Annotated in this window: 20 protein-coding genes and 1 other RNA gene; 5 read left to right on the top strand and 16 right to left on the bottom strand. The window is 62.6% G+C overall.

Going from position 1 to position 24,187, the window contains the following annotated elements:
* Window positions 1-68 precede the first annotated feature (68 nt).
* From rnpB to NO934_RS13850, 5 genes are all read right to left on the bottom strand, one after another.
* An RNA gene (gene rnpB, locus NO934_RS13870) (RNase P RNA component class A) lies at window positions 69-447 on the bottom strand.
* 35 nt (window positions 448-482) lie between these two features.
* Window positions 483-1,217 carry a DnaJ family molecular chaperone gene (locus tag NO934_RS13865; RefSeq protein WP_309160558.1) on the bottom strand — a complete coding sequence of 245 codons (735 nt, stop codon included), beginning with the start codon at window positions 1,215-1,217 and terminating at the stop codon, window positions 483-485.
* Between the two features lie 157 nt (window positions 1,218-1,374).
* Window positions 1,375-2,154 (bottom strand): hypothetical protein, encoded by a 780-nt coding sequence (locus tag NO934_RS13860; RefSeq protein ID WP_309160557.1) that lies wholly within the window; start codon window positions 2,152-2,154, stop codon window positions 1,375-1,377.
* Between the two features lie 159 nt (window positions 2,155-2,313).
* Entirely contained in the window at window positions 2,314-3,213 is a 900-nt protein-coding gene (metF, locus tag NO934_RS13855; RefSeq protein WP_309160556.1) for a methylenetetrahydrofolate reductase [NAD(P)H], read from the bottom strand.
* Window positions 3,214-3,215: 2 nt separating this feature from the next.
* Window positions 3,216-4,184 carry a metalloregulator ArsR/SmtB family transcription factor gene (locus NO934_RS13850; protein ID WP_309160555.1) on the bottom strand — a complete coding sequence of 323 codons (969 nt, stop codon included), beginning with the start codon at window positions 4,182-4,184 and terminating at the stop codon, window positions 3,216-3,218.
* Window positions 4,185-4,346: 162 nt separating this feature from the next.
* On the opposite strand from NO934_RS13850, the gene NO934_RS13845 reads away from it, so the two are divergent.
* Window positions 4,347-4,667 carry a metalloregulator ArsR/SmtB family transcription factor gene (locus NO934_RS13845; RefSeq protein WP_309160554.1) on the top strand — a complete coding sequence of 107 codons (321 nt, stop codon included), beginning with the start codon at window positions 4,347-4,349 and terminating at the stop codon, window positions 4,665-4,667.
* A gap of 36 nt (window positions 4,668-4,703) precedes the next feature.
* Here NO934_RS13845 and NO934_RS13840 read toward each other — a convergent pair whose 3' ends face one another.
* Both NO934_RS13840 and katA read right to left on the bottom strand, forming a co-directional pair.
* Window positions 4,704-5,819 (bottom strand): DUF2336 domain-containing protein, encoded by a 1,116-nt coding sequence (locus NO934_RS13840; protein ID WP_309160553.1) that lies wholly within the window; start codon window positions 5,817-5,819, stop codon window positions 4,704-4,706.
* Between the two features lie 169 nt (window positions 5,820-5,988).
* On the bottom strand, window positions 5,989-7,470 hold the full coding sequence (gene katA, locus NO934_RS13835; protein ID WP_309160552.1) for a catalase KatA: 1,482 nt from the start codon (window positions 7,468-7,470) through the stop codon (window positions 5,989-5,991).
* Between the two features lie 107 nt (window positions 7,471-7,577).
* Between katA and NO934_RS13830 the strand changes: the two genes are divergently transcribed.
* Window positions 7,578-8,567 (top strand): LysR substrate-binding domain-containing protein, encoded by a 990-nt coding sequence (locus NO934_RS13830; RefSeq protein WP_309160551.1) that lies wholly within the window; start codon window positions 7,578-7,580, stop codon window positions 8,565-8,567.
* On the opposite strand, the gene rarD is transcribed toward NO934_RS13830, so the two are convergent.
* The 3 genes from rarD to ettA all read right to left on the bottom strand — a co-directional run bounded on the left by rarD (window position 8,478) and on the right by ettA (window position 12,066).
* Complete coding sequence (gene rarD / locus NO934_RS13825; protein WP_309160550.1) at window positions 8,478-9,422, bottom strand: EamA family transporter RarD; 945 nt, start codon at window positions 9,420-9,422, stop codon at window positions 8,478-8,480. The genes NO934_RS13830 and rarD overlap by 90 nt on opposite strands.
* Window positions 9,423-9,506: 84 nt before the next feature.
* Entirely contained in the window at window positions 9,507-10,340 is an 834-nt protein-coding gene (locus NO934_RS13820) for an alpha/beta hydrolase (protein ID WP_309160549.1), read from the bottom strand.
* 70 nt (window positions 10,341-10,410) lie between these two features.
* A complete protein-coding gene (ettA, locus tag NO934_RS13815) occupies window positions 10,411-12,066 on the bottom strand; it encodes an energy-dependent translational throttle protein EttA (RefSeq protein WP_309160548.1) in 1,656 nt (551 codons plus the stop codon).
* Window positions 12,067-12,795: 729 nt separating this feature from the next.
* Here ettA and NO934_RS13810 point away from each other — a divergent pair.
* Window positions 12,796-13,593 carry a biopolymer transporter Tol gene (locus NO934_RS13810; protein ID WP_309160547.1) on the top strand — a complete coding sequence of 266 codons (798 nt, stop codon included), beginning with the start codon at window positions 12,796-12,798 and terminating at the stop codon, window positions 13,591-13,593.
* Here NO934_RS13810 and NO934_RS13805 read toward each other — a convergent pair.
* Complete coding sequence (locus NO934_RS13805) at window positions 13,590-15,776, bottom strand: FdhF/YdeP family oxidoreductase (RefSeq protein WP_309160546.1); 2,187 nt, start codon at window positions 15,774-15,776, stop codon at window positions 13,590-13,592. The two genes, NO934_RS13810 and NO934_RS13805, sit on opposite strands and share 4 nt — an antisense overlap.
* Window positions 15,777-15,900: 124 nt before the next feature.
* On the opposite strand from NO934_RS13805, the gene NO934_RS13800 reads away from it, so the two are divergent.
* Complete coding sequence (locus NO934_RS13800; protein WP_309160545.1) at window positions 15,901-16,374, top strand: DMT family transporter; 474 nt, start codon at window positions 15,901-15,903, stop codon at window positions 16,372-16,374.
* A 4-nt stretch (window positions 16,375-16,378) separates the two neighbouring features.
* Window positions 16,379-16,801: a DMT family transporter gene (locus NO934_RS13795; protein ID WP_309160544.1), complete on the top strand. Its 423-nt coding sequence runs from the start codon at window positions 16,379-16,381 to the stop codon at window positions 16,799-16,801.
* Between the two features lie 37 nt (window positions 16,802-16,838).
* Here the strand turns inward: NO934_RS13795 and NO934_RS13790 are convergent, their stop codons facing one another.
* The 5 genes from NO934_RS13790 to glgC all read right to left on the bottom strand — a co-directional run bounded on the left by NO934_RS13790 (window position 16,839) and on the right by glgC (window position 24,185).
* Entirely contained in the window at window positions 16,839-17,633 is a 795-nt protein-coding gene (locus NO934_RS13790; RefSeq protein ID WP_309160543.1) for a hypothetical protein, read from the bottom strand.
* Window positions 17,634-17,811: 178 nt separating this feature from the next.
* On the bottom strand, window positions 17,812-19,830 hold the full coding sequence (gene glgX, locus NO934_RS13785) for a glycogen debranching protein GlgX (RefSeq protein ID WP_309160542.1): 2,019 nt from the start codon (window positions 19,828-19,830) through the stop codon (window positions 17,812-17,814).
* 14 nt (window positions 19,831-19,844) lie between these two features.
* Window positions 19,845-21,476 carry an alpha-D-glucose phosphate-specific phosphoglucomutase gene (locus NO934_RS13780; RefSeq protein WP_309160541.1) on the bottom strand — a complete coding sequence of 544 codons (1,632 nt, stop codon included), beginning with the start codon at window positions 21,474-21,476 and terminating at the stop codon, window positions 19,845-19,847.
* A 4-nt stretch (window positions 21,477-21,480) separates the two neighbouring features.
* Window positions 21,481-22,914 carry a glycogen synthase GlgA gene (gene glgA / locus NO934_RS13775; protein ID WP_309163733.1) on the bottom strand — a complete coding sequence of 478 codons (1,434 nt, stop codon included), beginning with the start codon at window positions 22,912-22,914 and terminating at the stop codon, window positions 21,481-21,483.
* Window positions 22,914-24,185: a glucose-1-phosphate adenylyltransferase gene (gene glgC, locus NO934_RS13770; RefSeq protein ID WP_309160540.1), complete on the bottom strand. Its 1,272-nt coding sequence runs from the start codon at window positions 24,183-24,185 to the stop codon at window positions 22,914-22,916. The genes glgA and glgC overlap by 1 nt, the downstream gene beginning before the upstream one ends.
* Window positions 24,186-24,187 lie beyond the last annotated feature (2 nt).

The raw sequence follows: 24,187 nt of genomic DNA, 5'->3' as shown, positions 1-24,187 counted from the left end.
CCACTTTGATCCACATTGCATCCCAGTCTTTAAGATTCTGTTTCCCAAACCGTCCCGGCGGGAGAAGAGACACCAGTTGACCTGTAAGCCGGGTTCTGTAGGGCCCACCCGAAGGCGGACGCGGCGACCATTCATCTGCGAGCCCTGTTGCCAGGACCCTCATGCAACCAACCCGGACGACAGGCCGTGAAAACGCGGCTGGAGCCGAAGCTCCCATCGTCCCTATTCGGTCTTGCTCCCGGTGGGGTTTACCGTGCGGCTCCTGTTGCCAGGCGCCCGGTGCGCTCTTACCGCACCCTTTCACCCTTACCCTGGCCGAGGCCGGGGCGGTTTGCTTTCTGTGGCACTTTCCCTGGGGTCGCCCCCGCCGGGCGTTACCCGGCACCGTGTTCTCATGGAGCCCGGACTTTCCTCCAAGCCATGCTTGGCGGCCGCCCGGTCAACTGGTGACGCGCTGATGTAGGGTGCGCCCTACCCCCGGGTCAAGTCGCTTCGGACGAGGCCAAAGCCGGCCGCGTGCCGCGCGCCCGTGTCACGTCGCGGTAGGCAGTGTTGATCGATGCCATCTTGGCGGACGCCAGCCCCATGAGTTCCTCGGGCACGCCCTTGGCGATCATCCTGTCGGGATGGTGCTCGGCGACCAGCCGCCGATAGGTCCTGCGCAGTTCTTCATCGGTGGCGTCCGGTGCCAGCCCGAGCACCGCATAAGGGTCGCGGCGCCCCGTCGGCAGCAGTACATGCTGGGATGCGATCTGCTCGAACCGGACGGGATCGAACCCGAAGATTTCGCTGATCGCCTCCAGATACGCCAATTCGTCCCCGTGGACGATCCCGTCGGACGTTGCGATCTCGAACAGAGCGTCGAGCACGTGCTCGAGCGTCGCAGGGCTGTCGCTGAACAGCTTGCGCACCTTGCGCGCGTAACTATCGAACCCCGCCACGTCCTGCTGCGCCAACGCAAAGAAGCGGTCGACATGCTTGTCGGCGCCTTCGGGAATTTCCACGAGCTTATGGAACGTAATGACCTCGCGCCGGCTCACCACACCATCGGCCACCGCCATTTTGGCGGAAAGCGCGATGATCGACATGGTGAACGCCGTCTCGCGACCGCGCGGCAGCCAATTGTCGGGATCGAGGATATTGGCGATGCCGCCCGCCAGCCCGTTCCCTTGCGAGAACGAACCCAGGAACGACGCGATTTGCTGCCAGATCGACATGAGATGAATTCCGTGCGAACCCTCTGCCAATGGCGGCCGATCGTGAGCAACAATCGGGCACAAGCAAGGCCGAAGCAGACTCATGCGTCAATGCGCGCGCCAAGGGGACGCGTCTTATGTCACGAAATCGAGCTGGCCGAAAGACCCGGACCCGGATCTACTCGTAGATGAAGCCGAACGGATTGGCCGGCTGCTGCCGCTGCACCGAAACCCGGCTGTTCGAGCGGCCGTTCATGCCTTGGACCTGTTCTTCATAGACCCAGATCACTTCGCCATTGGGTCCGACAACGCCCACCAACTCGTCCTCGCGCGGATCGTAATTTCCCGCGAACTCTGACACGCCGGGCATGGGCTCAAGCCCCTGAGGCTCCTGCCGAACGACGGTATCGCGCCCGCCGTCTTCAAACGCCGCGTCGGCGATGGCGTCGTAGTCGAGCGCTGGCTCGGCCGTCGGCAGGTCGGCGGGTCGCGGCCGTGGAAGCGGCGGCTCGACTGCCGCAACCTGAGTTTCTTCAGCATCGGCATCGGCTGCCGGCGTCGTCGTTTCCATAGGTTGATCGGCCGGCTCCTGGGCACTCTCCTCCTGCGCGACTTCGGTTTCCTCGTCGGGAGCTCCGAGCGGACGCCCATTGACGGTCACCACCGGCCCCGCCGTTTCGGTTTGTCCCCTGTCGCGCTCGGCCTGCGGCACGGCGGGAAAGCCGGCGCTTTCCACCACGCGATTGGGCGCTGCTGCCGTGCGCTCGACCGCGTCCACGGCTTCGGTTTCCACCGCGTCCGAAGCATCCTCGTTTTGCGTCGCAGGCGGGGTGGCATCGGAAATCTCGACCACACCGGCCTCAGGAGTTTCATTGCCCTGCTGCACGGCGGCACCGCCCACGGCGGCAACCAGCAGAACGAGCATCGCGCCCGATGCAATGGGTCTAGAGAGTGTCATGTCTCGCATTCCGTTCGGCCACGTCTTTCAAGACGGCCAATGTGCCCCCGCACAGCGACGTTTTGGTCTCCGAAAATGGCAGCAGTTTGGTGAACGGGAAGTGAATGCCGCTGCCGCGCGACAGCCACAGCCTTGCAAAATGCAAGACATGACGATCTCCTAAGGACGGATACCCAACAGCCGCGCCAGCGCAAGCACCAGGTTCGAGCGGTTGAGCGTATAGAAATGAAACTCGGTCACCCCGGAGTCGAGCAGCTCCGTAACCTGTTCGGCCGCGACTGCCGCAGCCACCAGGGCGTGGGTTTCCGGATCCTCCTCGAGCCCTTCGAACCGGTCGGCCAGCCATTGCGGGATCGATGCGCCACACCGCGCGGCAAAGCCCGAAATCTGCTTGAAGCTGTGGATCGGCTGGATGCCCGGCACGATCGGCGCGGTGATCCCCGCCTTGCGCGCACGCTCCACGAAGCGCCAGTAATCGCCGTTCTCAAAGAACATCTGCGTGATCGCCCGATCCGCCCCCGCATCGAGCTTGCGCTTGAGATTGTCGATATCGGCATCCCAATCGGGACTTTGCGGGTGCTTTTCCGGATAAGCCGCAACCGAAATGTCGAAGTCGCCGATCTTGCGGATACCCGCCACCAACTCCGCCGCATTGCGATACCCTTCCGGATGCGGGGTAAACGGCTGGCCCACTCCCTCCGGCGGATCGCCGCGCAAAGCCACGATGCGATTGATCCCCGCTTGAGCGTATCCGCGCACCACCGCGTCCACATCCTCGCGCGATGCGCCGACACAAGTCAGGTGAGCGGCGGCTGGAACGCCGGTTTCGTTGGTGATGCGAGACACCATGCGCAGCGTGCGCTCGCGGGTCGAACCGCCCGCCCCATAGGTCACCGAAACGAAGCGGGGCTTCAGCGGCGCAAGCCGCGAAAGGCTGTCCCAGAAGCGTTCTTCCATCGCATCGGTCTTGGGGGGGAAGAACTCGAAGCTCACCTCGATATCGGGACGTCCATCCTCCGGCTGACGGCTCAGCCGGGCTTCGCCTGTCGCAGCAACCACGATCAGACTCCTTTTTCGTTTTGATTTTTGTTTGGTTCGAGCACCCAGAGGCACACGGTCAGGCCGTCTTCGCGCGTCGGTGGAAAGGAGCGGCATGAAACGACAGCCAGATCGGAGGCCTGTGCCCAGAGCGCCATCTGCTCGTTGGACATGCCGAGCCGGCGATGCGCCTGCTCGGTCCGCAGGAATTCGAGATCGTGCGGCGCGAAATCGACGATCAGCATGCGGCCGCTCGGGCGCAAACACGCTCCGGCGAAAGCCACGCCGGTGCCGGGATCGTCGAAATAGTGCAGCACCTGATGCAGCACCACCAGATCGGCAGCGCCGCGATAATCACCCAGATCGGCGATATCGCCGAGCCGCACCTGCGCATGGTCGATGCCCGCCGCATCGAGCTTGGCCCGCGCCACCGCAAGCATCTCGCGGCTGGAGTCGAGACCGATCCCGTGTTGGTAGCGATTGGCAAGTAGCTCCAGCATGCGCCCGGTTCCCGTGCCCAGATCGAGCAGAAAGCCCGATTTGGCAGCCCCCGTCGCTTCGACAATCGCCGCTTCGACCGCTGCGTCCGAAACATGCAGGCTCCGCAGCCGATCCCAACTCTGGGCGATCGTGGCGAAATACGCTGCGGCGCGCTCGCGCTGGACCTCCCGCAGACTGGCAAGCTTTTCCCGGTCGCGCCGCAGTTCTGCCGCGTCCGGGTCCACGTGTTCGATCACCCACTGCGCCAACGCGCCACTGGCACGGTCGCGGTTGAGACGATAATAGGCCCATGCGCCTTCCGCGTGCCGCGTCACGATTCCGGCATCGGCCAGAAGCTTGAGATGGCGCGAAATGCGCGGCTGGCTCTGCCCGAGGATTTCCGTGAAATCCTTTACGCTCAACTCACCCTGTGTGAGCAGGGCAAGCAGGCGCAGCCGGGTGATTTCACCGGCCGCCTTGAGCAGCAAGACGATGTCTTGCGGTTGCCGCACTGATTTCCCTCGCCATTCCACGTTGATCGCGAGACATAAAGATATCTTTATATCATCGATGTCAAGGCAAGGCGACGATCGGGCTTGAAAAGCGCTCGGGCGCGTGCAGATATGACAGTAACTTTACATTAATTTTTTAGCCATTTCACCGGGGGGCGCGAAATGACTGAAATTGGAGTCATCGGCGCGAATTCCGTCGTCTCCACGCAAGACAGAAACTCCGTCATCTTCACGGCGATCTCGGATCCGCACCGGCGGGCCATCGTCGAGCGATTAGCCCGAAACGGGCCGATGACGGTCGGCGAACTCAGCACGCCATTCGCCATCAGCGCTCCGGCAATTTCACGCCACCTCAAGGTGCTCGAAGCTGCGGGTGTCGTCCGCCGCACCGTCGATCGGCAATGGCGGGTCTGCCAACTCGAGCTCGCCGGCTTGCGCCAGGTCCGCTCCTGGCTCGAAACGGTTCTGACAGCGAACGATTGAGCCAGGCAGCACGCGCAGATTCGGAACCGCTCAGTTTTAAGCTACGGCGTCTTCGCTCCGCCGACGAAAGGCGTGCGAGCGCCACAGCTCGAAAATACCGGCCGCTTCGTCCTCGCTCAGCGCCTCATAACGCTTGCGAACATTGAGGATATCGGCGCGGCTGGGCATGTCCCGCCAGGGCAGCACGCTCACCACGGATTCGAACAGGTCGGCATCGAGGCCAATGGCCTTCGCCGCGACGGTGAAAGCCACATAGTCCTGCATCGCCAGCCATTTGACTACGATTTCGGGCCGCACTTCGAGCAGCATGGTGAGCCCCGCCGCCGTATGGTGTCCATAGCCGAACCGGGTGAACCGATGCAGGGCCTTGAGGTCGAAGCGGCGACGGTCGGCGAGCGCCTTCACCTGGTTCCAGGCAAGCTTCCATTCCTGGGCCGAAAAACCGGCCTGGTTCTTGATGCGGTTGTAGACCACCGCCTGAACCCGCGAGACCATCGCAGGGCTTTCGGCGCGCGACAGCAGCCCCAGCCCTTCCAGGGCCCTCGCGCCGACGACCGATATCTCGGCACGCACTTCGGCCCAATCGATATCGGTGCGCCCGCGCAGCATTTGCGCAAACGCCTGGTTTTCCAGCGCGCGTTCGGCGATCTTTTCGACAGCCTTATGGCTCAGTTTCGCCTGATCGTTTCCCAACAGACGCGTGAGCGAGGGCTCAGCCCCGAACGCAGCGATCGCTTCGCCAACACGACCTGCCAGCCCCTTTCGGCCCGCGATGGCCACGCGATGCGCTTCGGTCCGGTGCTCGGCGATCTCGATCAGGTCGTCATCGGAAAGAACGGTGGAGAATTCGAGCAGAGGGCGAGCGACTTCGATGACGTCATTGGCGAGCTTGAGCACCACCGATCCGGGCGCCCGCTCCAGCGGCGCCAAAAGCTCGGCGACATGAGCCCGCGCTTCGGTTTCCACAATATCGGCGAGCTGGCAGAGAACTTCGTCATACTGGGCGACCTGCTCGTCGTCGCACCTGTCCGACACATAAGAGAAAAGTTGCGCCAGGTTGCGGATCAGATGATCGCGCTCGGCTGCATCGGCTTCTCCGTTCAGCACCCTGAAATTCGCGAACGCTCTCAGGCTCTCTCTTGCCTCGGTCATCTTGGTCTCCCCGGCTTTGTGCCGCATGTTTCAACACCCTGCCAGAGCTCTCTTTTCGGCCACCTGAATGGCACCGCAAGCTTTTGAATAAAAAGCCACCTAAACCGAGCGCTCAAGAAAAAGGCCCGGTTCGTGTGAACCGGGCCTCTTAAGCTCTTTGGATGCCGAACTATTCGGCAGCCGAGATCGCGTCGGGACGCTCCTGCTGGCCGGCAGCGACCGCAGCGCGGACACCGGCGCCGTATTCGGGGTGTACCTGATCGAACAGCTTGCACTGGCGCTCGATGATTTCGGCCGGCACCCCGCCCATCGCCGCGGCGATATTGGCGAACAGACGCTTCTTCTGGCCCTCGTCAAAGAGGTTGAACAGCGCGCGCGGCTGGCCGAAATCGTCATTACCTTCGCGGTGGTTGTACCGGTCGGCGTCGCCCGAGATCTTGAGCGGCGGCTCCTGCACATCCTTGTTTTCCACCGGCCCGCCAAAGCTGTTGGGCTCGTAATAGGCGTCGGTATTGCCGGTCTTGATGCCACCGTAGAAGTTCATCTGACCGTCGCGGTGATAGTGGTGCACCGGGCACTTGGGGGCGTTGACCGGCAGGGCCTCGTAATGGGTGCCCAGGCGGTAGCGGTGCGCGTCGGCATAGGAGAACACGCGCGCCTGCAGCATCTTGTCGGGCGAATGGCCGATGCCCGGTACGATGTTGGACGGCGACATGGCAACCTGCTCGATCTCGGCGAAATAGTTCTCCGGATTGCGGTTGAGTTCGAGCACCCCGATCTCGATCGGCGGATACTCCCCATGCGGCCACACCTTGGTGAGGTCGAACGGATTGTAGGACGTCTTTTCCGCATCGGCCTCGGGCATGATCTGCACCTGTACCGTCCAGCGCGGGAATTCACCGGCTTCGATCGCCCCGAACAGCTCTTCCTGGTAGCTCTCGCGGGTTTTGCCGATGACCTGCTCTGCTTCCTCGTTGGTGTAGAACTTGTGGCCCTGCTGGGTCTTGAAGTGGAACTTCACCCAGAACCGCTCGCCCTCATTGTTCCAGAACGAATAGGTGTGCGAGCCGTAGCCGTTCATGAACATCGGCGCGACCGGGAGGCCGCGGTCGCTCATTAGGATGGTAACCTGGTGCAGGCTTTCGGGCGAAAGCGACCAGAAATCCCACATCGCGGTGGCCGAACGCAGGTTCGTCTTGGGGTGACGCTTCTGGGTGTGGATGAAGTCGGGGAACTTCAGCGGATCACGCACGAAGAACACGGGCGTATTGTTGCCGACCAGGTCCCAATTGCCTTCTTCGGTATAGAACTTGATGGCGAAGCCGCGCACGTCGCGTTCGGCGTCGGCCGCGCCCAGTTCACCGGCAACGGTCGAGAACCGCAGGATCAGCGGGGTTTCCGAGCCCGGCTGCAGCGCCTTGGCGCGGGTGTACTTGGAAATGTCGCCAGTGATCTTGAGCGTGCCATAAGCACCCCATCCCTTGGCGTGCACCACGCGCTCGGGGATACGCTCGCGGTTCTGATGCGCCAGCTTCTCGATGAGCTGATAGTCCTGCATCAGCACCGGGCCGCGCGGACCGGCCGTGATCGAGTTCTGGTTATCCGGAATGGGCGCGCCCGCGCTGGTCGTCATCGTCGGTTTGTCGGACATGAGGCTCCCCTAGTTTGTACCGATTCTAAAGAGATGAGACTTCGTACCCCCACCATCGCAATTATGCAAATTGATAAAACTGACACATGTGATAAGTTAAGCTAATCATGCATATCACTCTGCGTCAGCTCCAATATGCCCAGGCCATCGCCGAAGAGGGCCATTTCGGCCGTGCCGCCCAGCGCTGCCACGTCACCCAGCCCGCTCTCTCCCAGCAGATCCGCCTGCTCGAAGAGCGTTGCAGCGCTCCGCTGTTCGACCGGCGCGGCAAGACTGTGGCGCTCACCCCGTTCGGCCGGGAGTTCCTCGCTCACGCCGCCCGCGTCCTTAACGCCGCCGCCGATCTCGAAACCTTCGCCGACATGTCGGCGGGCCACCCGGCCCGGCCCCTGCGCTTCGGTCTGATCCCCACAGTTGCCCCATACCTTCTCCCCGACATCCTGCCGGCATTGACCGACCAACTCGATGATATCCAGTTTTCGGTGAGCGAGGGTAAGACCGACCGGCTTTTATCCGCACTTGCCGATGGCGATATCGACCTGGCCCTGATCGGCACCGAACCCGATCGCGGCAATCTCACCTCGGTGCCGCTGTTTGCCGATCCCTTCGTGCTCGCCACCCAGCGTGGATCGGCCTTGCCCGACCCTGTGAACCTCTCCAACCTGTCGCGCGACAAATTCCTCCTCCTCGAAGAAGGCCATTGTCTGCGCGACCAGATGGTGGACGCCTGCGCCCTCAAGCCGGACCTTTCGGGCCGCACCTTCGCGGCGACCTCGCTCACCACCATCCTCGAGTTGGTGGCCAACGGCTATGGCGTCACGCTCCTCCCGGCCATCAGCCTCAGGCGGGAGGAGCACAACCGGCGCATCGAGTTCCACACCCTCGGCGCCCCCGGCGCCGCCCGTATCCTGCGCCTCGCCTGGCGAGCCAACTCGCCCTATGAAGCGCTGTTCCGCGCCATCGCCGATATCGTCTCCAAGGTCGGCGAGGCGAGCCTGAGGACCGAATTAGGCCGGCCGCACGCCGCGCCCCTTCCAGGATCCATACGAGAAAACGGCAAGCGACACCCAGATCAGCCCGAAACTGACCAGCCGTAACGGGGTCAGTTCCTCACCGAACAGGAAAACGGCGGTCAGAAACTGGAGCGAGGGCGCGATGTATTGAAACATCCCGATGGTCGAGAGCCGCAATTGCCGGGCCGCGAAGGCAAAGAGCACCAGCGGCACCGCGGTGAGCGGCCCCGTCAGGATCAAAAGCACCGTCATTGCTGGATCGGCATAAAAATCGGGCGCCGGCCCGGTCAGCAGATAGACGATATAGATCGCGCTGACCGGAACGAGCACCAGTGTCTCGATCGCCAGCCCCGCCGCCGACCCCACGCCCACGGTCTTCCGCACATAGCCGTAAAAGGCGAACGTCAGAGCCAGCGCAAGCGCCACCCAGGGAATGGCGCCGAGCCCCACCGCCTGTATGGCGATGGCTATAATCGCGATGCCGATGGCCACCGCCTGTGTCCGGCTCAACTTTTCCGACAGCAGCACCATGCCGATGGCGACGCTGACCAGCGGATTGATGAAATAGCCAAAGCTCACTTCAAGCACGAGGTTGTTGCCGACGGCGGAAATGAAAATCAGCCAGTTGGCGGCGATCAGCACCGCCGAGATGCACAAGGCGAAAATGGTGCGCCGATCACGCAGCGCCGTCCGCACCTCCCCGAACTGCCGGCGCGCCCAGAGGATCAGCGCCACGAAAATCAGCGAACACAGGATGCGGTTGGCCACTACACCGACCGGGTCGATATCCTCGAGCAGCTTGAAGAACAGCGGCAGCACACCCCAGAGCGTATAGGTGGCCAGAGCCGCGATCACGCCCAGGCGGACATTGTCGTCCGGACCCGTGGGGCGGGGAGACCGCACGCCCTTGGCTGCGGGAGCGCCTTCGATCGATGTCATGGGGAGGCCTTTGAGAAGAGTCGCAAATTCAAACTTTAGCGCCGGGCGCCCGCGCCCGCCAGCCACAGTTTGTGATCGAACCGATCAGCTCTCGTGGTCGTCCTGTCCGGTCAGCATGGCGAGGAATTCGAGCAGCAGCGGGTTGAAAAGGTCCGGCCGCTCGAGGCTGGGCAGGTGCGCGGTCCCCTCGATCACCACGGCGAATGCGTTCTCCATCTCCTCGGAGAGATCGTCATGGCGGTTGACGATATGCGGAAAATCGCGATCACCCGCCACCAGCAGCGTCGGCGCCCCGATCTCGCCCACCGCATGCACCGCCGATTGCGGCTTGTCCTCGCGGGTCAATTGCGGCTTGCGCAGGATATTGCCGTTCATGGTCTGAAACAGCGCGCGGATCTCTCCCGACACGCGCCCGCTCTCGGACAGCGGCCCGTCAAGCCAGGCATGGGCGTCCACCGCATTGATGGCGTCCAAATCCCCGCTCTCTTCGACGGCCTCCATCGCGTTGGCGATGGTCATGATTTCAGGCGGCAGGCGCGGCACCCGCGCACCGCTGATCGAGGTGCCCACCAGCACCAGCCCCGCCACGCGCTCGGGATTGGCCAGCGCGAAATCGATGGCCAGCGCCCCGCCGCTGGAAGCTCCAACGAACACCGCCGCATGCACGTCGAGCGCTTCGAGCACCGCTTCGAGGTCTTCGAGATGGGAGAACCCTTCATCGGGCGAGCTCGTATCCCCGAAGCCGCGCCGGTCATAGGCAATGCCCCAGAACCCCGCCGCCGCCACCGCTTCGATCTGATTTTCCCACATGCGCCGATCGCATACGCCGGCGTGCAGGAACACCACGGGAATCCCCTCCCCGGCCTCCAGCCCGGTGAATACGGTGTCATCGATTTGGAGGGAAAAGGGTTCGGTCATCAGGCGATCCTACTCCAAAAGAATGGGCCGGGGATATCCCCCGGCCCATTCATGCAGCGATTCGAAAGCGTTATCGCGTCAGCGGCTTGTAGCTCACCCGCTTGGGGTTGACCGCGTCGGGCCCCAGCCGCCGCACCTTGTCGGCCTCGTAATCCTGGAAGTTCCCTTCGAACCATTCCACATGGCTGTCGCCCTCGAAGGCGAGGATGTGCGTCGCCAGGCGGTCGAGGAACATGCGGTCGTGCGAGATGATCACCGCACAGCCCGCGAACTCCTCCAGCGCCTCTTCGAGCGCGGCGAGGGTTTCGGTGTCGAGGTCGTTGGTCGGTTCGTCGAGCAGCAGCACGTTGGCGCCAGATTTGAGCATCTTGGCCAGATGCACCCGGTTGCGCTGCCCGCCCGAAAGCGTGCCCACCGGCTGCTGCTGATCGCCGCCCTTGAAGTTGAACGAGGAGGTATAGGCCCGCGAATTGACCTCGCGCTTGCCCAGCTTGATGATGTCGTTGCCGTCCGAGATTTCCTCCCAGACGCTCTTTTTAGGGTCGAGGCTGTCGCGGCTCTGGTCCACATAGCCCAATTGCACGGTTTCGCCCACCGTGATCGAGCCGCTGTCGGGCTGCTCCTGCCCGGTGAGCATCTTGAACAGGGTGGACTTGCCCGCGCCGTTCGGCCCGATCACGCCCACGATGCCGCCCGGCGGCAGCTTGAACGAAAGATCATCGATCAACAGCCGGTCACCGAACCCCTTGGAGAGATTTTCGACGTCGATGACATTCTGGCCCAGACGTTCGCCGGGCGGAATGATGATCTGCGCCGTCGAGGATTGCGTGCGCGCCTCGTTGATCTTGACCAGCTCGTCATAGGCCCGGATACGCGCCTTGGATTTGGTCTGCCGCGCCTGGGGCGACTGGCCCAGCCATTCCTTTTCGCGCTCCAGCACCTTGGAGCGCGCCGCGTCTTCGGCCTTTTCCTGCTTCAAACGCTTGGCCTTGGCATCGAGATAGGCGGTGTAATTGCCTTCGTACGGAATGCCCCGGCCGCGGTCGAGTTCAAGAATCCAGCCCGTGACATTGTCGAGGAAATAGCGGTCGTGGGTGATGATCAGCACCGCGCCGGGATATTCGCGCAGGTGCTTTTCGAGCCATGCCGTGGTTTCGGCGTCCAAATGGTTGGTCGGTTCGTCGAGCAGCAGAAGGTCGGGCTGGCTGAGCAGAAGCTGGCACAGCGCCACGCGGCGCTTTTCACCGCCCGAAAGATTGGTGACGTTCTCCCCGGCCGGCGGACAGCGCAGCGCGTCCATGGCCATCTCGACCTTGGAATCGAGATCCCAGAGATTTTCGGCGTCGATCTGGTCCTGAAGCTTTGAGGCTTCGTCGGCAGTCTCGTCCGAATAGTTCATCATCAATTCGTTATAGCGGTCGAGGATCGCCTGCTTCTCCTTGACCCCGATCATGACATTGCCCTTGACGTCGAGCATCTCGTCGAGCTGGGGCTCCTGGGGCAGATAGCCGACCGTCGCGCCGTCAGCGGCCCAGGCTTCTCCGGTGAACTCGGTATCGATCCCGGCCATGATTTTCAAAAGCGTCGACTTACCGGCGCCGTTCGGCCCCAGGATGCCGATCTTGGCATCGGGGTAGAACGAGAGGTTCATGTTGTCGATGACCTTCTTGCCGCCCGAATAGGCCTTCGACATGCCGTGCATATGGTAGATGAATTGACGCGCCATAAAGCGAGAGCCTCTTGCAATTCTCTTGGGAAATCTTGGCGCCGTATGTAGGCCAAGCCGCGACGAGGCGCAATGGGAGGCTGGCGTCCAACAGGGCGAGCAAAAGTGACCGACGACCACCGGCCTCGGTTGATGATGATAGACGGCATGGTGCGATGAGCGCTCCGCACTGTATTTGTTAGTATGAAGCGATCATCGCCCCATGCGTCCGGGATTTTGGGCTTATGGCGGCTTCTCGGGCTGGGGGTTGTTGAGGCTTTCGTTGCCGATTGCCTCGCTGCCCCTCCGGGTTTCCCCGGTGCGACGTGGGAGTGATTGGATTGGTGGTCCGCTCACACCTGTTACCCACATCCGGCCATCTGTCCGCTTTGGGCCTTCCCCACGGCGACCCGCGAGGAACCCGAACCGATCCCGCCCAAACGTTCGTAGCGCTTGCGTCCATATGCGCGGGGTCGTGAGGGGGAGTATGGGGCAAGCGCAGAGGGCGGGGATAAGTTTTTTGCGCCGGTGTCTGTGGAAGCTCAGCGCCCCCACCGTCTTCCAGACGTCTCATATCGATGCAAGACTTGGATGTTTGCAGTCATCGTCCTCTGAGGTGCCGCCATTTCTGTTCAGTCCCGCACGCCGCTTTCGCTCTCGGAATTTTTCGCGCCCGGTGACCGTCCACTTCGCCCGGGGCAACGCGCCGAACTGCGCACCATCGACATCGATGGCGGCAATGAAACCACCGTGCTCATCTCCGACCAGGTGATCGAGGCACCCAATTGGACGCCGGACGGGCAATGGCTGATCTTCAACGCCGGCGGCGAACTCTGGCGGATGCCCGCCGATGGCAGCGCGGAGCCCGATCCCATCGATACCGGCTCCATCCGCCGGCTCAACAACGATCACGTGCTCTCGCCCGACGGCCAGACCATCTATATGAGCAACAATGACGGCCATCTCTACGCCGTGCCGATCACCGGCGGACAGCCCCGCAAGGTTTCCAACACCCACTCGGTCTATTTCCGGCACTATCTCCACGGCATTTCGCCGGACGGCGAAACGCTTTGCTATGTGGCGGTCGAAGGCGACGAACCCCGCCGCGCCAACATCTTCACCATTCCCGCCGACGGTGGTCCCGACACACGCCTCTCGGACATCTCCGAGCCCAATGACGGACCCGAATTCTCGCCCGATGGGAAATGGATCTATTTCAATTCCGAACGCGCCGTGACCGAGCCCGGCCATGCCCAGATTTTCCGCATGCGGCCCGACGGAACCGGCATCGAGCAGTTGACTCACGACGAACGCGTCAACTGGTTCCCGCACCCTTCCCCTGATGGCGAATGGATCGTCTATCTCAGCTACCCTCAGGGAACCCTGGGCCATCCGGCCGACAGGCACGTCATCTTGCGCCGCATGCGTCCCGATGGCCGCGAGATGGCCGACGTGGCCGCATTTTTCGGCGGCCAGGGAACCATCAACGTCAATTCCTGGGCCCCCGACAGCCGCCGCTTCGCCTTCGTCGCCTATCCCGTGAGCTAATGCTCGATCCACACCGGGACGGATTTGAAGGCCGGAGTTTTGGAACGCGGATCGATCTCGGTGCCAACCAGCACATTGGCCTCTGGATAATAAGCCAGCGCCGAACCGCGCGGAATGTCGAAGGCGATGGCTTTGAGCCCGGTCATCTTCCCGCGCGCCGAGGCGAGATTCACCGCATCGCCTTCGGCAACGCCAAGCGCCGCCATATCCTCGGCGTTGAGCAGCACCGACCAGCGTGGCGCGCTCTTGCGGTAGGAATCGGCGTCCTCGTAGACGATGGTGTTGAACTGGCCCTCCGAGCGGATGGTGGCCAGGGTCAGTGACGTTCTTCCATCCGGCGCGCGGATGGGCTCGGGCAGCTTGACGGTGACGAAGCTGGCCTTCCCTTCCGCCCCGCCGAAACTGGGTTCGTGCAGCATCCGGTTTCTGATGTGGAACTCACGCTTGGCCACATCGATATCGGCCAGTGCCTCCATGCCCGGCACGATCTCGGCGATCGCCTCCCGCACCTTCGAATGGGTCTTGAACGCCCGGAAATCGAGCTGGCCGGGCGGCAGGATGCGTTCGGCGAGATCGCACAGGATGACGCTTTCGGGGCGCACATTGGCGAGCCTGTCGATGCCGCCATCCGAGAGCCGGACGAAATTGAACATCGATTCCTGCGTGGTGGGCTCCCATTCCTCGTCACGCGCCGTGACCGGCAGGATGAGGCTTTCGCTCTCATCATGCCCGTGGATATGCCCGAGATTGAGCGTGGTGGTGAGAAACAGCTTGAACCCGATCCGATCGAGCGCCTCCCCGGCCCAGTTGGTATCCGGCGAAGCGCCATAGAGATTGCCGCCCATGATCACCGCCGCGTCCATCTCGCCGCGATGCGCGGCGGCAAGGCAAGCCATGGTGTCGAGGCCCTTGGTCCGGCTCAGCGTCATCCCGAACGCGCGCTCCATGGCGGCGAACACTTCCTCGGCGACCACGGGCTTGACCCCGATCGTGCCGATGCCCTGCACGTTGGAGTGCCCGCGCAGCGGCAGCAGGCCGGCAAACCTCTTGCCCACCATACCCCGCAGCAAGGCGAGATTGGCGATCATCTCGACATTCTCGACGCCGTGGACGTGGTGCGTCATGCCCATGCCCCAGGCGAAAACGGCGTTTTCAGCCTCGCCATAGCGATCGGCGATCTCTTCGATGCGGGCGCGGGAGATGCCGGTCTTTTCTTCGATGCTTTCCCAGCTTTGCGCCAGCACCGACGCCTTGAAGGCCTCAAAGCCACGCGTATGAGCGGCGGCGAAATGTTCGTCGGCATGGCCCTTTTCGATCACCGCGCGGGCGATGCCGGTCATCAGCGCGATGTCGGAGCCGATGCGCGGCTGGAGATAGTCCGATGCGATCTCGTCGCCGCCCTTGAGCATCGAGGATGGCGATTTCGGCACCGCGAACTTGACCAGCCCCGGTTCCCTTGCCGGATTGATGACGATCACCTGCCCGCCCCTGTCGCGGCAGGCCTTGAGCATGTGGATGAAGCGCGGATGGTTCGAGGAGGGGTTGGCGCCGATGACGAAGGTCAGATCGGCGCCCTTGAGATCGGCCAACTCGACCGTCGCCGTTCCCTTGCCGATCGTGGTCGCCAGCCCTTCGCTGGTCGCCTGATGGCAATAATACGAGCAGTTGTTGACGTTGTTGGTGCCGAAGGCGCGCGCGAGGAGCTGGAAGATGAAGCCCGCTTCGTTGGACGAGCGGCCCGAGGAATAAAAGAAGGTGCGATCGGGCGTCGTCGCCAGAAGGCGGGCGGCGGCATGGTCCAGCGCCCAGTCCCAGGAAACGACGGAATAGCGATCCGCGCCGGCCGGTTTGTAGACCGGATCGCCCAGCCGCCCCAGATGCTCCATCTCCCGGCCGGTCAGTTCCTTGAGATCGGCAAGCGGATGCTCGAAGATGGCGTGAGGAATGGCCGGCTGGATATCGGTCGATTGCGCCTGTACGGATTTGTTGCAAACAGAGGGGAATTCGCCCAGCTCATTGGTCATCCCGCCCGCCTGCCCGCCCATGCCATAGGCGCAGGCCTTGCAGGTGTTCCTGGCCGTCAGCGCCTTGGCGGCCTTGCCCACGCCCATGCGGGCCACGGTCTGCAGCGTATAGAGGACCTTCTTGGGACCTCCCCCGACGGTCTGGTGCTGATGCGGCATCGAATTCTCCTCGCCCCCTTATGCACCCGCCGCCTGGCGGCGCGCAACCGAACGCGATGTATCCGCCGCGTGGAAAAAGACGATACACAGAAGAAGCCTCGTGCCCGTTGCAAAGCGATTCGACATGACCACCGCCACCCGCACCTCGCCATTCCACCTCCTCCTCGCCTTCGGCAGCGGCGGCCTGCTGACGCTGATGGTGGATTTCAACGGACTGGTCGGCCTCCATGGCGGGGCGCTCTATTCCTCATGGGTTGCCCATGGCACCGGAACCGTGGCGGCGATCGTCTTCCTGGCCCTGCTGCGCTTTGCGCCGCAGGTGGACACCGGGACCGGCAAGCTCCGCGCGCCGCTCTGGGCCTATCTCGGGGGCGTATCGGGTGCCGTGACCGTGATGCTGACCTCTACGACGGTCAATTCGCCGCTCGCCCTTTCGGGCACCTTGGCGCTCGGGCTGGCCGGTCAGGTCGTCTTTTCGCTGGCCGCAGATCGCTGGGGATTGTTCGGGCTACCCAAGCGCATACCGCGTCTCAAGGATTTTGCCGCCCTTGCGCTGATCTTTGCCGGGTCGGTGATCATCATTTTCGGCCAGGGGTGAGACGATGACCAACGCCATTCTTTTCGCCCTGCTTGCCGGCATTCTGGTTTCGCTTTCCCGCCAGCTCAATGGCCGGCTGGCGCTTTCGACAAGCGCGCTGATCGCCTCGTTCTGGAACCATGCCGTCGGCTTTGCCGTGCTGACGATCCTGGGTCTCATCATCGGCGGACTTTGGCCGCAAGGCGCTCTCGATGCGCCATGGTATGCCTATCTCGGGGGCATGATCGGGGTCGTTTTCGTCGCGTCGGGAAGTTGGCTGATCGCCCGCATCGGGGCCGTCAACACGGCAATGCTGGTGATCGGCGGGCAGATGGTTTTTGGCGTGCTGCTCGATCTCGTCCGCGGCGCCGGCGGCAATCTCGTCATGAGCTTTATCGGCGTCGCGATGATCATCGCCGGCATGGCGCTGACGCAGAAGCGCGATTGAGGGGGGCCGGCGGTTTGAACCCGCCGGCCGCCGGCTTTTAGTCCACATAGACGTTGAGCGTCTGCCCAGTCTGGACGATGCCGAGGATGTCGGTCGCAGAGTAGGACGATTGGGCCAGTGCCGATTGCAGCGCCGGGATCGACGGCGCGACCTGGGCAAGAAGCCCTGAACCAAGCTGGCCGTCGAGACCCGGGCAAAGCGAGATGGGGATGAACTGAACATTTCCGGCGCTCGCCCAGTTGGAGACGGCCCGCGTGGAATAGTTGATCGAGGCGAGTTGACCGAACAGCTCGGTGTTGCTGCCCACGCAGGAAACACCTGCCGTGCCCGCTCCACCGCCTCCTCCGCCGTTGCCGCCGCCTATGGCACCGCCGCCATTGCCGCCGCCACCGCCATTGCCTCCGCCGTTGCCGCCACCGCCATTGCCGTTTCCGTTTCCGTCGCCATCACCGTCACCGTCGCCGTCGCCGTCTCCATCGCCGTTACCGCCGCCGCCTCCGCCCAAACCAACGTCAACGTCGGCGTCCACCAGGCTGTCGCCGCCGACGGTGGCATCGACGTCAGCGTCGAGCCCTCCATCGCCACCGACATTGGCGTCGACATCGGCATCAACGAGCCGTCCTCCGCCGCCGACATTGGCATCGGCGTCAAGGTCCACACCGTCATCGCCAAGCACGTTGACGTCGGTATCGAGATCAAGACCATCGCTGGTATCGAGATCCACCTCGGCATCGACAATGCCGAGATCGAGATCGAGTTGGGCCCATGCGGGCGTGACCGAAAGAGCTGCCGCGACGAAGGCCGCGATCGATATGCCAGTAAATTTGTACATCGTTACCTCCTGCATTGTACAAATCGCTCCTTCAGCGAACTGAAGGCGCGTAGGAGCCCGGGTGCATACACCCGATGCTCATGCTGGAGGCGGCCGCCAACCATAGTCAAAATGGACTAACTATGTCGGCGGTTTCCTGTGATTATTCCCATTGGTAAACAAACTCGTACAGAAAATGTCAGGACTTTCCGTTCGTGTGGGCGAGCACCACGACGCTGCGCGGCGGCAATGTCAGGCTTTGCTTGTCGATAACGACTTCCGCATCGATGGACGAGACGAGCACGAGCTCGAAATCAAGGCTTTCTTCGGCTGGAAGCTTCACTTCGACATCTTCACGAAGCCGGTTGAACCAGACGAGAAGCACTTCGCCCTCTTCGTGCAGGAACATGCCCAAAACCGAGAAATCGGGGCGATTCCAGTCCTCTTGCGCCATTTCGGCGCCATCGGGACGCAACCACATGACGTCCTTGAAGCCATTCTTTTCTTCGCCGGTCAGGAAACGGTCGCTGCGCAGCGCGGGATGGTTGCGGCGAATTTCGCTCAATGCCGCCACGAAGTTGACAAGGTCTCCGTCTGCATTTTCCCAATCGAGCCAGGTGATCTCGTTATCCTGGGCATAAGCATTGTTGTTGCCGCCCTGGGTGCGGCCGAACTCGTCGCCTGCCGTTAACATAAGTGAACCGTGCGACACGAACAGCGTTGCCAAAAGGGCGCGCACGTCATTGCGGCGGGCGGTGATGACCGCCTGATCCTCGGTTGGGCCTTCGGCTCCATTGTTCCAGGAATAATTGGCGTTATGGCCGTCGCGGTTGTCTTCGCCATTGGCCTCGTTGTGCTTGTTCTCGTACGACACGAGGTCGGCGAGGGTAAAGCCGTCATGCGCCGCCAGGAAATTGACGCCGGCGGAGGGCTTGCGCCCGTCATGATTGAATTGATCGGCCGATCCGGCGAGCTTGCCCGCCAAGGCCCCGATCATACCATCTTCGCCCCTCCAGAATTTGCGAACTTCGTCGCGATAGCGATCGTTCCACTCAAGAAACGGCTCGCCGAAACTGCCAACGTGATATCCGCCCGGCCCGGGATCCCACGGTTCGGCGATCAAAAGGCAATCCTTGAGGATGTCATCGGTCCTCATGCGCTCGAGCAGTTCGGCGTCAGAAGAAAAGCCGTCGCGTGAACGGCCCAGGACCGTGGCAAGATCGAAGCGGAAACCGGCCACCCCGAACTCTGTGACCCAATATCTGAGGCTATCGATGACCAGGTTCTGAACGGCAGGGTGGTCGCATTGCAGCGTGTTGCCCGTCCCCGAGTCGTTGACCAGATGCAATTCGCCGTCAGCTTCCACATGGCGATAATATGTGCGGGCATCCAGCCCCTTCATGGAGATCACCGGGCCCTGGGAATCGCCTTCGCCGGTGTGGTTGTAGACCACATCGAGGACGACGCGGATGCCGGCTTCACGATAGGTCTCGATCATGTGGCGCAGCGATTGGGGCCCGCGCGGGATGATGCGCGGGTCGGTCGCGAAATAGGTGATCGGATTGTAGCCCCAGACATTGGTGAGGCCGAGCGGCGGCAGATGCCCGTCATCCATCCAGCCGGCAATGGGCATGAGTTCGACCACATCGACGCCGATATGTTTGAGGTGATCGATGACGAACCCCGTGGTCATGCCCGCGACCGTGCCGCGAAGCGGCCCCTGCACCGAAGGGTGACGCATGGTGAAGGGGCGGACATTGAGTTCATAGATCAGATGCGGCCGGTCGGTATCCTGCTTCCATTCGGGTGCGCGAACGATATCCTGCACCATGGCCTTGGGCACCAGCGGCGCCGTATCGACGCTCTCGGCGCGCGGCAGCCGCAGCTTGGGGCTGCGCACGAAGGTGCGATCGATGCGGCGGGCATAGGGATCGACCAGCAGCTTGTTGGGGTCGAAATAATACCCCTGGGCGGGGTCGTAACGTCCATCGGCCCGCAGGCCGTAGCTGGCGTTGGCGGCAAGTCCATCGACATGGGTGGACCAGACATTGCCCTCGCCCCGGCTCAACTCGATCCTGTCGGTCTCCTCGTCCTGGTCGTCGAAAAGGCAGACCCAGATCTTTTCGGCTGTTTCGGAATAGACACCGAAACTCACACCGGTATCGGTCACCGTTGCTCCAAGGGCAGCCGGCGAGGCAGGCGAGGTTTTTTGGGACATTTGCCGATAATCCGTCAGGTGATGACTGTGGGCGCATCGCGGCCGGTGCGGGACTTGATCTCGGCGACAGCATCGGCCAGGGCAATCAGGTCGGCAAGCGCTTCCTGGGTATCCCTGTCATGCGTTCCGTCGGCAGGTTCGTACCGTTCGATATAGACGCGTAAAGTCGCGCCAACCGTTCCGGTTCCCGAAAGCCGGAAGACGATGCGCGATCCGTCGGCAAAGCCGATGCGAATTCCCTGACCCGTGGCGGTCGAGCCGTCCACCGGATCGTTATAGGCAAAGTCATCGGCGAGGATCACCTCGCGGCCACCCAGCCCATTCGCCTCGATCTGCGGCAGCTTGGCGCGCAGATCGGTCATCAGCGCCTTGGCGGCATCGGCATCGACTTCCTCATAGTCATGGCGCGAATAGTAATTGCGCCCATAGGTGGCCCAATGGGCGCGCACGATCTCGTCTACGCTCTGCTTGCGCACGGCCAGGATGTTGAGCCAGAGCAGCACCGCCCAGAGACCGTCCTTTTCGCGCACATGGTCCGAGCCGGTGCCGGCGCTTTCCTCGCCGCAAATAGTGACGCGCCCGGCATCGAGCAGATTGCCGAAGAACTTCCAGCCCGTTGGCGTTTCATGCATTTCGATGCCGAGGCGCTGAGCCACACGATCGGCTGCGGCGCTGGTGGGCATGGAACGGGCGATGCCCGCCAGGCCGCGAGAATATCCCGGCGCCAGATGGGCGTTTGCCGCCAGAATGGCCAGCGAATCCGAAGGCGTTACGAACCGGTTGCGTCCGATGATGAGGTTACGGTCCCCGTCCCCGTCCGATGCCGCCCCGAAATCGGGAGCATCGGGGCCCATCAGCAGATCGTGAAGGTCCTTGGCATGGACCAGGTTGGGGTCGGGATGCCCACCGCCGAAATCGGGCAGCGGGGTGGCATTGATGACGGTGCCTTCGGGCGCGCCCAACCGGCCCTCGATGATCGCCTTGGCATAGGGGCCGGTCACCGCATGCATGGCATCGAAACGCATGGAAAAGCCGGAGCGGAACATCTGCGCAATGGCATCGAAATCGAACAGCGTCTCCATCAGCGCCGCATAATCTGCGACCGGGTCGATCACCTCGACTTCCATGTCCGCGACATCCAGAGTGCCAAGGCGGGAGAGGTCGATATCGGGAGTATCGACGGATTTGTACTCAGTGATTTCAAGCGAACGCGCAAAGACTGCGTCAGTGATCTTTTCGGGCGCCGGGCCACCGTTCGAGGCATTGTATTTGATGCCGAAATCGCCATCCGGCCCGCCGGGATTGTGGCTGGCCGAGAGCACGATGCCGCCAAAGGCCTTGTAGTGGCGGATGATATGGGATGCGCCGGGCGTGGACAGGATGCCGCCCTGCCCCACGATCACTTTGCCCAGGCCATTGGCGGCGGCCATGCGGATGGCGATCTGGATCACGGTATCGTTGAAGTAGCGCCCGTCGCCACCGATCACCAGCGTCTGCCCTTCCTTGCCCGGCAGGCTGTCGAACAGCGACTGGATGAAATTTTCCACGTAATTGGGCTGCTGGAAATGCGTGACACGCTTGCGCAGCCCCGAGGTGCCGGGCTTCTGGTCCGAAAACGGCGTGGTGGCGATGGTTTTGATGGTCACTGCATTATCCCAATATCTTTTGATAAAGTCCGGCATATTTGCTGGCGCTGTTGGCCCAGGAAACGTCGGTCTTCATACCCTTGCGCTGCATGCGTGCCCATATGTCGGGACGCTGATATAGCGATACGGCACGAGAGATCGCCTCCCCCAGGTTCGGCCCGTCGACCGGCGAAAACTGCAACCCCGTGGCGACGCCCGCCTCGACGGCGGCCTCGTTGGCATCGATCACGGTATCGGCAAGCCCGCCGACGCGGGAAACCAGCGGAATGGCGCCATAGCGCAATCCATAAAGCTGGGTCAGCCCGCACGGCTCGAACCGCGAGGGCACCAGAATAACGTCGGCACCGCCCTGAACGAGATGGGAAAGCGATTCATCATAGCCACGAACGAAGCCGATCCGCCCCGGATGGCGCGCCGCGGCAACGGCCACGGCATCTTCGAGATGGCCATCGCCAGAGCCGAGAATGGCAAGCTTGCCGCCCAGCTCGATGATCCAGTCGGCGTTTTCGGCAACCAGATCGATGCCCTTCTGCCAGGTGAGCCGGGACACGAGCCCGAAGATCGGCCCCTGATCGGCCTCGAGACCGAACCGTTCGACCAGGGCCTGGCGATTGAGTTCGCGCTTGCGCGTATTGGCCGCGGCATAGTTGGCGGCAAGTTCGGGGTCGGTCTGCGGGTTCCAGGCCGATATATCGATGCCGTTGAGAATTCCGTAAAGATCGTGGCTGCGTTCGTTGAGCAGCCCGTCCAACCCCATGCCGAATTCGGGCGAGCGGATTTCCCGCGCATAGGTGGGGCTGACTGTGGTGATGGCATGGGCGCAGCGCAAACCACCCTTCAGAAACCCCACCCCGCCGTAATATTCGACGCCCGTCATCGCGAAGGCTTCGTCGGGCAGCCTGAGATGGGGAAATATCTCTGCGCCGAACTGCCCCTGGAAGGCGATGTTGTGGATGGTGAGCACCACCCTGGTGCGCGTGTCCCGGCCAAAGGCGACATAGGCAGCCGCCATCGCCGCCTGCCAGTCGTGGGCGTGAATGATGGCCGGGCGATATCCTTCCACCAACCCCTTGGCAAGCTCGGCCGCAACCCAGGACAGGGCCGCAAAGCGCTGCCAATTGTCGGGCCAATCGAGCCCGGACTGATCGACATAGATGCCGCCGGATCGATCATAAAGATGGGGGGCATCGAGGACGATAAGATCGAGGCCCGCCACGCGCGCCGCGATAAGGGCCGCCGGTCCACCGAAAAGATCGTCGAAATTGGCCACGGTGCGCCCGCGCTTGATCGAGCCGATAATTTGCGGATAGCCGGGAACCAGCGTGCGCATGGCGATGTCGTGCTCGGCCAGTGCAGCCGGCAGGGCCCCGGCCACATCGGCCAGCCCACCGGTCTTGACCAGGGGGTAGATTTCCGAGGCGACGGAAAGGATGTCCATCATTTGGAGGCGAGATATCGGTTGATCATGGGCTGGGTGATGAGGGTGACGCCATTGGCCGTCCGGTTGAACCATCTGGCGTCGAATTCGGGATCTTCGCCCACGACCAGTCCTTCGGGAATCTCCACACGGGCATCGACCACGACCTTGTTGAGCCTGACGCCGCGCCCGATCGTGCAGTGCGGCAGGATCACCGCTTCGTGCAGCTCGGAATAGGAGTTAACCCGCGCGCCGGTCGAAAGCAGCGTGCGGCGGAGCTGGGCGCCCGAGACGATGCAATCGCCCGAAACCAGCGACGAGATGGCCTGCCCGCGCCGGCCCTCGATATCGTGGACGAACTTGGCCGGCGGGGTGATCTCGGCATGGGTCCAGATCGGCCATTCACGGTCGTAAAGGTCGAGTTGGGGCGTGATGTCGGTAAGGTCGACATTGGCCTCCCAATAGGCATCGATGGTGCCGACATCCCTCCAATAGGAGACTTCCTCATGCTCGGAGCGCACGCAGGAGCGCGGGAAGCGGTGCGCCCAGGCAGTGCCGTTCGTAACGATATAGGGGATGATGTCCTTGCCGAAATCCCGGCTCGAGCCTTCGGTGGCCGCGTCGCGGCGCAACTGGTCCATGAGGAACTTGGTTTCAAAGACATAGATGCCCATCGAAGCGAGCGAAATCCCCGGCTTGTCCGGGATCGAAGGCGGTTCCTTGGGCTTTTCCATGAATTCGACGATGCGGTCGCGCCCGTCCACATGCATCACGCCGAAGGCCGACGCCTCGCTCGAGGGCACTTCCAGGCACCCGACCGTCACGTCCGCGCCGGTATCCACGTGCTGGCGCAGCATGATCTCGTAGTCCATCTTGTAGACATGGTCGCCGGCAAGGACGACGATATATTTGGCGCCCTGATCCTCGATGATGTCCATGTTCTGATAAACCGCATCGGCGGTGCCGGCATACCACATGTCTTCCTTGACGCGCTGGCTCGCCGGCAAGATGTCGAAGCTTTCGTTACGCTCGGTGCGCAGGAAGTTCCAGCCGCGCTGCAGGTGGCGGATCAGGCTGTGGGCCTGATATTGGGTGGCCACCGACAGCCGGCGGATGCCGGAATTGATGGCGTTCGAGAGCGCAAAATCTATGATGCGCGACTTGCCGCCGAAATAGACCGCCGGCTTGGCGCGCCGGTCCGTCAATTCCATGAGGCGCGTTCCCCGACCACCGGCCAGGACATAGGCCATGGCGTCACGCGCGAGCGGTGCCGGGTTCTTACGGTCGACCATGT

Origin of the sequence: Pelagibacterium sp. H642 (assembly GCF_031202855.1) — a bacterium.
Taxonomy (GTDB): Bacteria; Pseudomonadota; Alphaproteobacteria; order Rhizobiales; family Devosiaceae; genus Pelagibacterium.
This window is presented reverse-complemented; position numbering and strand designations above follow the sequence as displayed.